This window comes from Bacillus bruguierae (assembly GCF_037104725.1).
Lineage (GTDB): Bacteria > Bacillota > Bacilli > Bacillales > Bacillaceae_G > Bacillus_A > Bacillus_A bruguierae.
The window spans coordinates 28,140-41,438 of sequence record NZ_JBAWSX010000024.1 but is presented as its reverse complement, the minus strand read 5'-3'; the positions used below and the strand labels follow the sequence as shown (position 1 = coordinate 41,438).

Genomic DNA, 13,299 nt, shown 5'->3' with positions numbered 1-13,299 from the left:
AGCTTCTTATAAAATCTAATACAATCTTTGATATTGGACTTTTTTTAGACGGAATAGTCTTATATATCGGTACAGAGTCTCTATTTTTCACGTAAATCCAAAAGAAACTGTAATTATTTCTAAAAAAATTCGCCTAAAATATTGTCATATCCTGTCCTTTAAGATATCCTTTTGTAGAGAGGTGAAATCATGGAAAAAATACTTATTTTCGGGCATAAAAACCCAGATACAGATGCAATTTGTTCTGCAATTGCATATGCAGAGCTAAAGAAAGAATTAGGAATGAATGCTGAGCCTGTTCGTTTAGGTGAAATCAGCGGTGAAACACAATTTGCTTTAGATTATTTCAAAGTAGAAGGACCACGTTTTGTTGAAACAGTTGCAAACGAAGTGGACAATGTTATTTTAGTTGATCATAACGAACGTCAACAAAGTGCAAATGATATCGAGTCTGTTCGTGTATTAGAAGTAATCGATCATCACCGTATTGCTAACTTTGAAACGAGCGACCCTTTATACTACCGTTGTGAGCCTGTTGGTTGTACAGCTACAATTTTAAATAAAATGTACAAAGAAAACGGCGTTGCAATTCGTAAAGAAGTTGCAGGATTAATGTTATCTGCAATCATTTCTGATTCTTTACTATTTAAATCTCCAACTTGCACAGAACAAGATGTAGCAGCAGCTCGTGAATTAGCAGAAATCGCTGGTGTAGATGCGGAAAGCTACGGCTTAGAAATGTTAAAAGCTGGCGCAGATTTAAGCGGTAAAACAATGGAACAATTAATTTCTCTTGACGCAAAAGAATTCCAAATGGGCGATGCTAAAGTTGAAATTGCACAAGTAAACGCTGTTGATACAAATGACGTTCTTGTACACCAAGCAGAATTAGAAAAAGTAATCTCTGCAGTAGTAGAAGAAAAAGGATTAGACCTATTCTTATTCGTTGTAACAGATATTTTAACAAACGACTCTGTTGGCCTTGCTATCGGTAAAGCAACACAAGTTGTTGAAAAAGCATACAATGTAACGTTAGAAAACAACACAGCTACTTTAAAAGGTGTTGTTTCACGTAAAAAACAAATCGTTCCTGTTCTAACAGAAACATTCCAAACTCTATAAGAGAAGTTTTGGACGAAAAGGAAAGAACAAGCAGATATACAGTCTACTTGTTCTTTTTTTTGTTTTAAGGAAGCATAAAATTTCGGATAGTAAAGTCTGTTATTTTAATGTTCGTATGGGAAAGCTGGAAATTGGTTAGGGAGAAAAGAAAAACCTGACATTTTTATCTGTGAATGAAAAATGTTATGATTTTATTTATAAATCCAAATTAAAAAACCGACATAAAACCATTCTTTTTCGGTGGGCGAGAGGCATCTGGCCATGCATAGAAGCGGTCAGTTCCCTTTCCCTGCCACATGCAAGGTAAAACAAAGGGAGAAAACAAGTGCAGGCTCCTTTTTTCTGCATAGCTGCAATCTTATATGTCGAAAAATTAAAATGAATTCATATAATTACTTGTGTCATTTCTTAAAAATAATAATGAAAAAATGAAGCAGATTATATAGGGTTGAAAGAGAAAAGAGGTAATAAGGTAACAATGAAAAGACTATGTATAATCCCATGTGGGAAAAAGAAGATTTGGGATAAGTGCCCTGATGAGGGGCCGACAGAAGCAAGAGAAGTGTACATTAGTCCATTCGGAAAAGCGTGCCAAGCGTATGCTTCTCAATTTTTTACACACTGGGTTATTTTATCTGCAAAGCATGGATTTTTACTGCCAACCGATATAGTGAAAGAAAACTATGATCTTGCTTTTCATTCGAAAAGTAGTGAGATTATGAATATAGAACAACTAAAAAAACAGATGATGGATAAAGACTTACTAGACTTTGATAAAATTGTTCTGCTTGCAGGAAAGAAGCATAAAAAAGTAGTGATAAAGTTATATCCAGAAGAGATCATTTCTTATCCATTAGAAGATTGTAAAGGGATTGGGTATATGTTGCAGAAGCTGAAGAAGGCAGTTGAAAATCATAAGGAGATTCAGTAAAAGATAATAGAATTTGATTTATGAGGAAGATTCATAAGTAGTTATTGAAAAATAAAGGGGCATTTGGGATACCCCCTTATTTTAAAGTTCTAAATGTTAGTAATAGTTTATCACTCGCTCCATAAGATTTCTTATCTCTTTAACGGGTGGTTTTTTATCGTACATATCAATATATGAAGAGTAATAATTTAAATTTCTAACAAGGCCTTTTCCGATTTTTTCCTTTAGGAAAGGGAATATTTGTCCGGTATAGTCTTCGAGAGATTTACAATAGTATTTTTCATCCAAATAAATGCTATATTTACATGTTAGCTCTACTAGTGGGTTACCTTCAGAATCATATACATCTTTAGATTCAAAAATGTCTATTAGTGCAAATCTATCATTAAGATAAACTTTTTTCTTCTTTTCAGGCTTATTAGAAAGAATAAAAGCGATACCTATTGCGTTAATCAATATGTTGCCTCCTATAAATATAAAGTGAAACTTTCAGCAGTGGAGGGGCTTCATCCCCTACTGATGGTTAGCCCGCCCAATTGGTTTTTACGGGCAGCACATCTCCCAACTAATTCCTTTGCCTTTGCTGAATTTTGAGGTGGGGGTCTTACTGCCTATTAATACGGTATAAAAAAAGATACTAATAAAATATATCGATATATGTTAAATGTAAAGGGGTAAAGTGGATTTGGAGAAGAATCTGTTCATTATGTTGGAGAAGCAAATAGTATATATATGTGATTTGTTTTCAAAAATTATGTTTATTACTTAGATAGCAATAGGAATAATCATAGCAAATAGCGAATGATTATTTTGATATTAATCATTTTTTCATTAATGTTATTGCTAAAAGTGGTTTTCTCTAGCTTTACATGAGTTGTTAATAATTATTCATAAGCATGCGAGGTGTTGGAGTGAAGTAGTGAGTACAATGACTTTTGACTAATGGTATAATATTAACAGATGAAAGACTAAGAAAAGCAGGTGAATCTTTTTTGTTTACAAAAGCACAAGAACTTTTAGCTTCTTATTTTGGCTACTCGTCATTCCGTAGAGGGCAGGATGAAACAATTAAAAATATATTGGATGGAAAAGATACCGTTTGTATTATGCCAACAGGCGGCGGGAAATCTTTATGCTATCAAATTCCAGCATTAGTATTAGAGGGAACAACATTGGTTATTTCTCCCCTTATTTCCCTTATGAAAGATCAAGTTGATACCTTAACACAAAATGGTATTCCAGCAACATACATTAACAGTTCTATTTCAATTACGGAAGCAAATCAGCGCATTCAGCTAGCGAAACAAGGACATTATAAATTGTTATATATTGCGCCGGAGCGCCTTGATTCGATTGATTTTGTTGATCAACTTATCGATATGAAAATCCCGTTAATTGCAATTGATGAAGCACACTGTATTTCACAGTGGGGACATGATTTTCGTCCGAGTTATTTACATATTCATCGTGTACTTGATTATCTTCCAGTTCAGCCAATCGTACTCGCATTGACGGCAACGGCAACGCCGCAAGTCCGACAAGATATTTGTAGTGCTTTAGACATAGCAGAACAGAATACAATTATGACAACTTTTGAACGAGAAAATTTATCGTTTTCTGTTGTGAAGGGACAGGACCGTGATGCTTTTTTATCAGGGTATATTCGTCAGAACAAAAAAGAAGCGGGAATTATTTATGCAGCAACGCGTAAAGTTGTTGATGGGCTGTATGAAAAATTAAATAAAGAAGACGTTTCTGTCGCACGTTATCATGCTGGTATGAATGATAACGACCGAAATGAACAGCAAGAACGTTTTTTACGAGACGAAGTAAATGTAATGATTGCGACATCTGCATTTGGGATGGGAATAGACAAGTCGAACATTCGGTATGTGATTCATTATCAACTTCCAAAAAATATGGAAAGTTATTATCAAGAAGCAGGACGTGCTGGACGTGATGGATTAGATAGTGAATGTATCTTGCTGTATTCACCGCAAGATGTGCAAGTACAGAGATATTTAATTGATCAGTCAACAGGAGCGTCTCGATTTTCTAATGAACTAGAAAAATTGCAGCATATGACAGATTATTGCCATACAGAGAATTGTTTACAATCATTCATTCTACAATATTTTGGTGAAGAGCCAAAACAAGATTGTGGCCGCTGCGGCAATTGTACAGACGATCGAAATAGTGTCAATGTTACAAAAGAAGCACAAATGGTACTGTCATGTATGATTCGAACAAATCAACGTTTCGGTAAGCAAATGATTGCACAAGTATTAACAGGATCAAAAAATAAAAAGGTAATGGAATTTAATTTTCATACATTACCAACGTACGGACTTCTATCAAATCAAAGTGTAAAAGAGGTTAGTGAGTTCATTGAGTTTTTAATCTCAGAGGAACTTATTGCAGTTGAACATGGCACGTATCCGACATTAAAAGTAACAGCAAAAGGAAAAGATGTTTTACTTGGGAACCAACTTATTTTCCAGAAAGAAAGAGTAGAAACAAAACAAATAGTGAAAGATCATCCATTATTCGAAGAGTTACGTCATGTGCGTAAAGAAATTGCCCAAGGAGAAGGGGTACCACCATTTGTTATTTTTTCTGACCAAACATTGCAAGATATGTGTGCAAAACTACCGAAAACACTAGAGGAAATGCTAGGAGTAAAAGGAATTGGGGATCATAAACTTGATAAATATGGAAATATATTTTTACAAGTTATCACAAATTTTCTCGAACAGCATCCCGATATAGATGCGATGATTACAACCGAAGTTATATCAGAACGAAAACAGTCAAAAAAGGCAATGAAAAATTCTCATCATGCTACATATGAAATGTATAAACAAGGGAAAGAACTTTCTCATATTGCCGATGCACGAGAACTGTCTTTGCAAACTGTAGAAAATCATTTAATTCGTTGTTTTGAAGAAGGAATGGAAGTAGATTGGTCAAGTTTTGTTCCGAAAGAATATGAATCTATGATTGGGGCCGCTATAGAGCAAGCTGAGGGTGGATTGAAGGCCATTAAGGAACAACTTCCTGATTATATTAGCTATTTTATGATTCGTGCTTATTTACAAATGAAGAAATAGTAGTGTGATAGTAAGAGGGAATAACATGTATGAAACCATTTTTCTTTACAAGTAATGACGGATTTGTATAAAGTAGAATCAATATTTATTTTATGTGTCTTCTAATGTACCAAGATTTTTCATATATTAAGGAATGAAGGAATTTTGAAAGGGGAGTAAGGTATGGATAAACTAGTATTTAAACACCTTAAGATAACAAGAGGTTATTTTATTAAAAATGTGGAGTCACTTTCGAAGGAAATAGTAAATGTGCAGCCAGACGGTTTTAACAACACGATCCAATGGCATATCGGCCATGTATTAACGGTTGCTGAACAGTTTATGCTGGGCTTTCCGCATAAAACGACCTATCTTCCTGCAAATTATATCGAATTATTTGGAAACGGTACAAAGCCGGCTGATTGGAAAGAAGATGTACCTACCGTAGATAAACTCATTATCGAGTTGAAGGATCAGTTAGTTCGTCTTCAACAAATTCCTGCTGAACGGTTAAATGAAACGCTGGAAAAACCATTTATGGGACTTGAAACTTTCGGAGAATTAGCCGGCCTTACATTAATGCATGAAGCTAATCACTTAGGACAAATTCAAGCGATGAAGCGCATCATTGAACAGACAGGAGTAAAAAATTAGTAAACTCCCGAAAAATAACTTAGTGACTTTTAAAAGGAGCTATTCTCAGAGAGATAGCTCCTTTTGATTATGGACTTTAGTCTGTTGAGACTGAAGAAGGGATGCCTAATGGGTACGGGTGTGTACCTTATTAGTCTTGGCTTAATGACCTGGATTATTATAACTACAATCTTTTACAGGTTTAATAGCATGTCCATTTGAATCTGTACACCAAGATTGAGATTGGAATGCTAAAAATATTCCTACCCATCTATTCTCTTCTTCAAAGTGAATTAGAATGCCGCCATCTTGCCAGATTCCGTCGTCAGATTTCCATCTAGCGATATTCCCTTGATTCATATGAATGTCATGTATACCGCTACCAGGGACAAAATTAAAATATTTATCTGGCTCATTTTCCTCTGGTCCCCATGCTTCACCGAAAGCATATAAAGTTGCATTTTTGTTCATGGCTTCATCCATATAGCCTTCTATTTTTTCTTTTAAATCGTTATTAGCTCCTGGCTTATCATGAGGAAGAGGAATCATTTTCGTATGGTCAAATAACTTTCCTCTAACATAATCTAAAGCAATATCCCTATTGTCGCTAGTTATTGAAGTAAATCCAGAATTTAATTGTGGTAATTTTGTGATTTGTTCTGAGTTGAAATTCTCACTAGCAAAATAAAGAACTTCCGATGGACGGGATCCGGACTCAATGTTAACAGCAATTCTGTAATCATGTTTTTGGTCATCTTTAATATGAATTTCGAAATGTGGTTTTCCTGACTTGGCTATGTCCGTATCAACTGCTTTTCCTTTTAAAACTGTATAATTTCTTAATGGCATATGTATATCCTCCAAATCGAATTATTTTGTAACATCAATAGAATTTGCAGTTAGTACAGTAATATTCAAAAAAAGCTCCTTTATATTCTGGTAATTATATTCTGGTTTGTTTGCAAAAAAATAGCACGTATAATACACGTGGTATAAAAAATGTTAACAAATTTGCTAATACCTATACAAAAAAGATATAAAATGTTGTTGATATATCACTTATAAATAGTATAGTTATTCGTTTTTTCTCTGAAAATCCCTTCTAAACACTTGACTTATAGGTTTCCTTTTTAATAAAATTAATCTTCGACTGAAAATTTCAACGAATGGGAGGGAATTACGAAGATGAAAGACATTTATGAACTAGAGTTAGAGAAATTAAATCATACGCTTTCGCAAATTAATCATCAATTGAATAAGCTAGAGAGTATCCCAGTTTATCATGGAGAAAATTTTACAGAACAAGTGCTTGAAACTATGCGAGAATCTAGTCGTCAAAAACTACGCATTGCCAGCGAGGAACCTTATTTTGGACGATTAGATTTTCAGGAAGAAGGGCATGCACAGCCAGCGCCTATTTATATTGGTAAAGTTGGTGCTTCTGATGAAGAAACGCAGCAACCAATCGTTGTCGACTGGCGGGCGCCTGTTGCCAGTATGTTTTATTCATTTACAGGAGGAGAAGATGAAGCTTTTTATGATTCTCCAGAAGGAATCGTTGAAGGAATTGTTCACTTAAAACGCAATATTGCTGTTAGGAAGCAAATACTTGAACGTGTTGTAGATACATATGTAAGGGGAAGTGAGGATCTGTCACTAGCAGATGATTTTCTTCTCTATCGCTTAGGGGAAAATAAAGATAACAAATTAAAAGATATTGTTTCAACAATTCAAGCAGAACAAAATGATATTATCCGTGCTGAAAAAAATGTTCCTCTTATTATTCAAGGTGTTGCAGGTAGTGGAAAAACAACGATTGCTCTGCATCGTCTTGCTTTTTTAATTTATCAATATCATGAGCAGCTCAAGGCTGAGAAAATGATTGTTTTTGCACCTAACAGTATATTTCTCGATTATATTTCCAGTGTCTTACCAGAACTTGGTGTTGGTGATATTCATCAAACTACGTTTCAAGACTGGGCATTACATACTTTAGAAAATAGTATTTTTGTAAAGAATACTGATGCACAACTACAACAAGCATTCTCCATTCATAAAAACAAGCATGAGATTATGGCTGGTAAATTAAAAGGATCAATCGAGTTTCAACTCTTTATTAAGCAAAGTCTATCGTGCTATGAGAAAGACATAGTGCCAACGAAAGATTTTGAAGCTTGGGATGGTTCAGTATTACAAGGAAACGTAATTCAGCAATGGTTTGAAGCAGAATATAAACACTATCCAGTTGGAAAGCGAAGAGAGCGAATTGTAGCTCGTATGAAGCGTTGGATTGAGATGGAACTCAAGATGATTTCAGACACAAATAAAAAGAAACAACTGAAAAAACAAGCAACGCAAAGACTGAATGGTTATTTAAAATGTTGGCCGAAGATGACCGCACTATCCTTTTACAGTATGCTAATGAAACAGGATGATATTTTAAGTATGTTGCCAGCTGAACTTGTCCAAGAAACAGCAAAAAACTGCCGAAAAAAAGAAGTGGCATTAGAAGATTTAGCACCGCTCATTTATATTCATCACTATCTAGAGGGCATAAAACTTGGACAAAAATTTCATCATGTCGTAATTGATGAAGCGCAAGATTTCTCACCATTTCAACTTTCCATTTTAAAAGAAATAACACTTGGTAATTCGTTTACTATTTTAGGTGATTTATCACAAGCTATCCATGAGTATCAAGGTATCGATGATTGGAAACAGTTTCAAGATGTATTTAATCAAAATGCACAGTACTATGAATTAACAAGAAGTTATCGCTCAACAAAAGAAATTATTTATTTTGCAAATGAAGTGATTCAAACAGCAAATATTCCAGTAGGTCTTGCTAATCCTGTGTTTCGCAGCGGTGAAAGTGTAAAAGTCGTCTCAACAAAAGATCAATTTCAATCTATTTTATCTACTATAAAAACTATGCAAGAACAAAATGTAAAAACGATTGCGATTATCGGACGAACAGAGGAAGAATGCCGTGAGATATATGGAAAACTCATAGAAGCTGGTATTTCTACAAATATAATAGAAGCTAATCAAAGCAAATATGAAGGTGGCATTTCAGTCGTTCCTGTTTATTTAGCAAAAGGATTAGAATTCGACGCAGTACTACTTATCGATGTAGATGCAACTCACTATAAACAAACAAAACAAGATGCCAAATTGTTATATGTCGGATGTACTCGCTCCCTACATGACTTATGGATTTTTTATTCAGGAATATGTTCACCTTTAATTCAACAAATTCCAAAAGAGTTATACGAAGAAAGGATAGATGTTTAATTAAGAAGGAAATGAATTTAGAAGCTATAACTCTAAAAGCATGTTATGTACAATGTTACTTTTAGAGTTATAGCTATATACATACAAATTAAAAAGCCGACATAAAAACCCGATTTCTTTTTAGACGGGCAAGAGCATTTGGTCATGCATAGAAGCGGTCAGGGCTTTTTCTGTCACATGCAAAGTTTAAAACAAAAGGAGAAAACAAGTAGCGGTCACGTTGGATTCTGCGTAGCAGCGACTTATATGCCGAAAAATTAAAATGGATATATTTTTTTCGTGAGTTGTTTCTTCTGAGAATGAAGTTTATAATGCGTTTACTATATAAATACAAATTGAAAAAATGGCATAAAAACATCTTTCTTTTTTATGTGGACGAGAGCATCTGGTCGTGCATAGAAGCGGTCAGGTCCTTTTCCTGCCACATACAAGGTTTAAAACAAAGGGAGAAAGCAAGTAGTGGTCATATTGTATTCTGCATAGCAGCGACTTACATATTGAAAAATTATATAGTTAATCTTCAACTGGTCTTGGTCCAGCGTTCATTCCTGATGTCTCTACTGTTAAAATAGGACGCACTGTCATATCTGCATTTACGTATACTTGACATGAGAGACGTAAATGATCTTCTACACCTTTTTCAGCACATGCAGACTTTTCAATCTTATCAGGTTCACAAAAGTCACCTTCTAAAATTTCCACACGGCAAGTTGTACATTTTACTTTCCCGCCGCAGCGATGAAGAATGTTCACACCATTATCTTCTAACGCCAATACTAATTTTGTTCCTGCTTTCACTTCAAAAGTTCCTTTTCCTGGAACGGTTATTTTTGGCATTTTACACTCTCCTCATATAAAATATGAATAACATAATTATCACCTTACCCTGTAAAAGGTAAACATAAGAGCAGCAATATTTCCTAGATGAAAAACTTATTAAAAAAATTCATAACTCCCGTAACTTTTTTCTTTAGTTAATCGTTTATTAAATAAGCGCGCTTAAAAGGAGTGATCACTTTGAATACAAAAAGAAAGATGATTTCACAATCTAATGTAGAAATGCAACAATTAAATAGATCTATCATTATTAAACATTATGCGGAACTGAAGCGTTATTGTACATTTTTAACAAAAAGCACATGGGACGGAGAAGATCTCGCACAAGAAACGATTTGTAAAGTGTTAAAAAAATATACGGATACGGAATGGAAGCAAAGCATTTGTTTAACGTTGCTGTACAAAGTAGCTCGCAATCAATGGCTGGATCAAATGCGGACAAAAGCATATGAAAAAGAAAGTAATAAAGAAGCTTCTTATGAACCACATGAAAACGTTGCTGAATTATATGCTTTAATCGAAACGATGCTATCTTGTTTAAATGAAATGCAAACTGTTATTTTCTTATTAAAGGATGTGTTTGAATATAGCTTAGCTGATATCGCGGCCATTACTTCTATGTCAGAAGGAGCAGTAAAAGCTTCTTTGTTTCGAACACGTAACAAACTGAAAACGATCAAAGAAGAGGAACGTCTTGTAACTTCAAAAGATATGGAAGAAGAAACTGAAATACTCGTAAAAGCAATTCGGCAACAAAGGCCAGAGTTATTAGTAAAACTCATACCAACACTGCAATTTTCAAAAATCTCACTACAACAACCGTTACTTTTATTACACAAAAAATCTTCTTACAACTGTTTCTTATGTGCTGCTTAAACTAAAATAGTGGAGGGATTTTTCATGAATGCGATTCCTTATGTGATAGAACAAACGAAACTTGGAGAACGTTCGTATGATATTTATTCTAGGTTACTAAAGGATAGAATTATTATGATTGGGCAAGAAATTAATGATCAAGTTGCTAGTAGTGTTGTGGCACAATTATTATTCCTAACGGCAGAAGATGCAGAGAAGGATATATCTATTTATATTAACAGTCCTGGTGGTTCAACTTCTGCGGGTTTTGCCATTTTAGATACGATAAATTATATTAAGCCGGATGTGCAAACCATTTGCATTGGTTTAGCAGCCTCGTTCGGAGCGTTATTGTTATTATCGGGAGCAGAAGGGAAACGCTTTGCTTTGCCAAATAGCGAAATTATGATTCATCAGCCACTCGGCGGAACGCAAGGGCAAGCAACTGAAATTGAAATTTCTGCAAGACGGATTTTGAAATTAAAAGAACATATCAATCAAATTATTGCCGATAAAACAGGACAGCCAGTTGAGAAAGTAGCAAACGATACAGAACGGGATTATTTTATGAGCGCAGAAGAGGCGAAAGCATATGGCATTGTAGATGGGATTATCGGTTAAAGCTGAAGAGAGGTTATTGAACCATATTGTTCAATAACCTCTCATGCTGTTAAAAAACAATTTATATAAATCCAAATTAAAAACCCAACAAAACCATTCTTTTTATGTGAGCGAGAATATCTGGTCATGCATAGAAGCGGTCAGGACCTTTTTCTGCCACATGCGAGGTTTAAACAAAGGGAGCAAGCAAATGCAAAGCCACTGAAAAAGGCCACTGAATAAGAAAAAGGGAAATCGAAAGGAAGAAATCCTTGAGGCATTGAATTTTAAATAGGAATGAGTTATTATTTGAGTAAGTAATCAATCAATAACAAATTTGAAGGAGTTGACATATAATGAAGCAGAGCAAGGAAAATCGAAAGGAAGAAATCCTTGAAGCTGGGTTAGAGGTATTTGCAGAAAAAGGTTATTATAATACCACTACAGCATTAATTGCAGAAAAAGCTGGTATTTCTCAGCCTTATATATTTAGATTTTTTAGAACAAAAGAAGAGTTGTTTGTCGCAGCTTTGGATAGGGCATTCGAAAGGATACTTCAAACGTTTAAAAATGTGGAATCAAGCCCCGAGCAAATCGTTATTAAAATGGTTGAGGCATATGAAAAATTATCTATATCACACCCTAATGAAATTGCCTTGCAGGTGATAGGACTTTCAGTTACAGAAGATGCAATAAGAAATTGTACAAAAATTGGTTTGTCTCGTATTAGAAGCTACATTTTGGAGAGGTTCCAATTAGCGAATGTTCCAAATGGAGAAAGGGAGGTAACAACTTTCTTAGCTAGAGGAATACTTTGTAACATTTCCTATTACTTAGATTTACCAGAACTTATTCATAACTGAACAAAATAAGATAACCGATTCATTTCGGTTTTTTATTGCAGCATTAGTTATTGATTGATAAATAAATAATTAATATAAGGGGGATTTATAAAATGAAAAAAGTAATTGTTTTAGGAGCAACAGGTGGAACAGGTCAAGCAATTGTTTCAGAATTGCTATCCAGAGATATACAGGTTATTGCGTTCGGACGTTCAGAAAATAAATTAAAAGAATTAATGAAAGAGCATGATTCTACACCACTGTTAACTTATAAGTTGGGGGATATCTTCGATTATAGGACCATCATAGAAGCCGCAAAAGATGCAGATGTCATATTCCAATGTGCGAATGTTCAATATCATGAAATGGCGGAGAAGCTCCTTTTGCTTGGAGAAAATGTAATGAAGGCAGCAGATATTTTAGGTAAGAAAATAGTTATTGTAGATGGAATATATGTTTACGGCCGACAAGTAGCTAAGGGAGATGAAAATCATCCAAAACAACCTCATACAAAAAAAGGGAAGATTAGGGTGGGATTTGAAAATTTAATATTTGATAAGAAATGGAAACATGCAAAAGCATTAATCGTTAGGTTACCGGACTATTATGGTATAACTTCTCAGAACTCTTATTTACACCCTACATTAACTGGAATGGCAGGAAATAAAATTTCTATTTTTATTGGGAATCTAAAAACACCACGAGAATATGTCTATTTACCAGATGCCGCAAAGATGATTGTGGAAATAGCAAACAAAGATGACTCTTATGGAGAGAATTGGAATATACCTGGTGCTGGTTTGATTTCAGGGAAAGAAATAATAAAACTTGCACGTGAAATTACTGGGAATAAAAAATTAGTTATTCCGTTAAATAAAAATGCAATTCGTATAAGTGGATTGTTTGATCCAGTTATGAAGGAAGTAGTAGAAATAATGTATCTTACAGAAGAAGGATTTACTCTAAGCGGAGAAAAATATGAAAATAGAATAGGTAAAATTGTAGCTACACCTTATAAAGATGGGTTAAAAGAAACATTAACTTTCTTAATGGAAAAAAATAAAAAGGCAGAGAGTGAAAATCAAGACTAAAACTA

At 34.4% G+C, this 13,299-nt stretch carries 12 protein-coding genes; 9 read left to right on the top strand and 3 right to left on the bottom strand.

All coding sequences use genetic code 11. The features are described from left to right. Positions 1-189 precede the first annotated feature (189 nt). Positions 190-1,122, top strand: a complete 933-nt coding sequence (gene ppaC / locus WAZ07_RS24320; protein WP_336474472.1) for a manganese-dependent inorganic pyrophosphatase — start codon at positions 190-192, stop codon at positions 1,120-1,122. Between the two features lie 478 nt (positions 1,123-1,600). Next, positions 1,601-2,053 carry a DUF6884 domain-containing protein gene (locus WAZ07_RS24315; RefSeq protein ID WP_336474471.1) on the top strand — a complete coding sequence of 151 codons (453 nt, stop codon included), beginning with the start codon at positions 1,601-1,603 and terminating at the stop codon, positions 2,051-2,053. A gap of 96 nt (positions 2,054-2,149) precedes the next feature. Here the strand turns inward: WAZ07_RS24315 and WAZ07_RS24310 are convergent, their stop codons facing one another. Further along, on the bottom strand, positions 2,150-2,509 hold the full coding sequence (locus tag WAZ07_RS24310) for a cytoplasmic protein (RefSeq protein WP_336474470.1): 360 nt from the start codon (positions 2,507-2,509) through the stop codon (positions 2,150-2,152). Between the two features lie 536 nt (positions 2,510-3,045). On the opposite strand from WAZ07_RS24310, the gene recQ reads away from it, so the two are divergent. Both recQ and WAZ07_RS24300 read left to right on the top strand, forming a co-directional pair. Further along, positions 3,046-5,163: a DNA helicase RecQ gene (gene recQ, locus WAZ07_RS24305; RefSeq protein ID WP_336474469.1), complete on the top strand. Its 2,118-nt coding sequence runs from the start codon at positions 3,046-3,048 to the stop codon at positions 5,161-5,163. Between the two features lie 162 nt (positions 5,164-5,325). Then, positions 5,326-5,796 carry a DinB family protein gene (locus WAZ07_RS24300; protein ID WP_336474468.1) on the top strand — a complete coding sequence of 157 codons (471 nt, stop codon included), beginning with the start codon at positions 5,326-5,328 and terminating at the stop codon, positions 5,794-5,796. A gap of 141 nt (positions 5,797-5,937) precedes the next feature. Here WAZ07_RS24300 and WAZ07_RS24295 read toward each other — a convergent pair whose 3' ends face one another. Then, on the bottom strand, positions 5,938-6,624 hold the full coding sequence (locus WAZ07_RS24295) for a YukJ family protein (RefSeq protein ID WP_336474467.1): 687 nt from the start codon (positions 6,622-6,624) through the stop codon (positions 5,938-5,940). Positions 6,625-6,960: 336 nt separating this feature from the next. Between WAZ07_RS24295 and WAZ07_RS24290 the strand changes: the two genes are divergently transcribed. Further along, positions 6,961-9,069: a HelD family protein gene (locus tag WAZ07_RS24290; RefSeq protein WP_336474466.1), complete on the top strand. Its 2,109-nt coding sequence runs from the start codon at positions 6,961-6,963 to the stop codon at positions 9,067-9,069. A gap of 513 nt (positions 9,070-9,582) precedes the next feature. Here WAZ07_RS24290 and WAZ07_RS24285 read toward each other — a convergent pair. Continuing rightward, complete coding sequence (locus WAZ07_RS24285) at positions 9,583-9,906, bottom strand: 2Fe-2S iron-sulfur cluster-binding protein (RefSeq protein WP_336474465.1); 324 nt, start codon at positions 9,904-9,906, stop codon at positions 9,583-9,585. Positions 9,907-10,086: 180 nt separating this feature from the next. Here WAZ07_RS24285 and WAZ07_RS24280 point away from each other — a divergent pair, with 180 nt between their 5' ends. The 4 genes from WAZ07_RS24280 to WAZ07_RS24265 all read left to right on the top strand — a co-directional run bounded on the left by WAZ07_RS24280 (position 10,087) and on the right by WAZ07_RS24265 (position 13,294). Then, a complete protein-coding gene (locus tag WAZ07_RS24280) occupies positions 10,087-10,782 on the top strand; it encodes an RNA polymerase subunit sigma-70 (protein WP_413788945.1) in 696 nt (231 codons plus the stop codon). A gap of 24 nt (positions 10,783-10,806) precedes the next feature. Beyond that, the gene (gene clpP / locus WAZ07_RS24275) at positions 10,807-11,382 is read left to right on the top strand and encodes an ATP-dependent Clp endopeptidase proteolytic subunit ClpP (RefSeq protein ID WP_090914748.1); all 576 of its coding nucleotides are present in this window, start codon (positions 10,807-10,809) and stop codon (positions 11,380-11,382) included. 335 nt (positions 11,383-11,717) lie between these two features. After that, on the top strand, positions 11,718-12,224 hold the full coding sequence (locus tag WAZ07_RS24270) for a TetR/AcrR family transcriptional regulator (RefSeq protein ID WP_336474464.1): 507 nt from the start codon (positions 11,718-11,720) through the stop codon (positions 12,222-12,224). A 92-nt stretch (positions 12,225-12,316) separates the two neighbouring features. Further along, positions 12,317-13,294: an SDR family NAD(P)-dependent oxidoreductase gene (locus WAZ07_RS24265; protein WP_336474463.1), complete on the top strand. Its 978-nt coding sequence runs from the start codon at positions 12,317-12,319 to the stop codon at positions 13,292-13,294. The last annotated feature ends 5 nt before the right edge of the window (positions 13,295-13,299 follow it).

Bases quoted from the DNA above. Each gene is read 5' to 3' on its own strand.
- ppaC (WP_336474472.1), top strand. From the start codon at position 190: ATGGAAAAAATACTTATTTTCGGGCATAAAAACCCAGATACAGATGCA.
- WAZ07_RS24315 (WP_336474471.1), top strand. From the start codon at position 1,601: ATGAAAAGACTATGTATAATCCCATGTGGGAAAAAGAAGATTTGGGAT.
- WAZ07_RS24300 (WP_336474468.1), top strand. From the start codon at position 5,326: ATGGATAAACTAGTATTTAAACACCTTAAGATAACAAGAGGTTATTTT.
- WAZ07_RS24295 (WP_336474467.1), bottom strand. From the start codon at position 6,624: ATGCCATTAAGAAATTATACAGTTTTAAAAGGAAAAGCAGTTGATACG.
- WAZ07_RS24290 (WP_336474466.1), top strand. From the start codon at position 6,961: ATGAAAGACATTTATGAACTAGAGTTAGAGAAATTAAATCATACGCTT.
- WAZ07_RS24285 (WP_336474465.1), bottom strand. From the start codon at position 9,906: ATGCCAAAAATAACCGTTCCAGGAAAAGGAACTTTTGAAGTGAAAGCA.
- clpP (WP_090914748.1), top strand. From the start codon at position 10,807: ATGAATGCGATTCCTTATGTGATAGAACAAACGAAACTTGGAGAACGT.
- WAZ07_RS24270 (WP_336474464.1), top strand. From the start codon at position 11,718: ATGAAGCAGAGCAAGGAAAATCGAAAGGAAGAAATCCTTGAAGCTGGG.
- WAZ07_RS24265 (WP_336474463.1), top strand. From the start codon at position 12,317: ATGAAAAAAGTAATTGTTTTAGGAGCAACAGGTGGAACAGGTCAAGCA.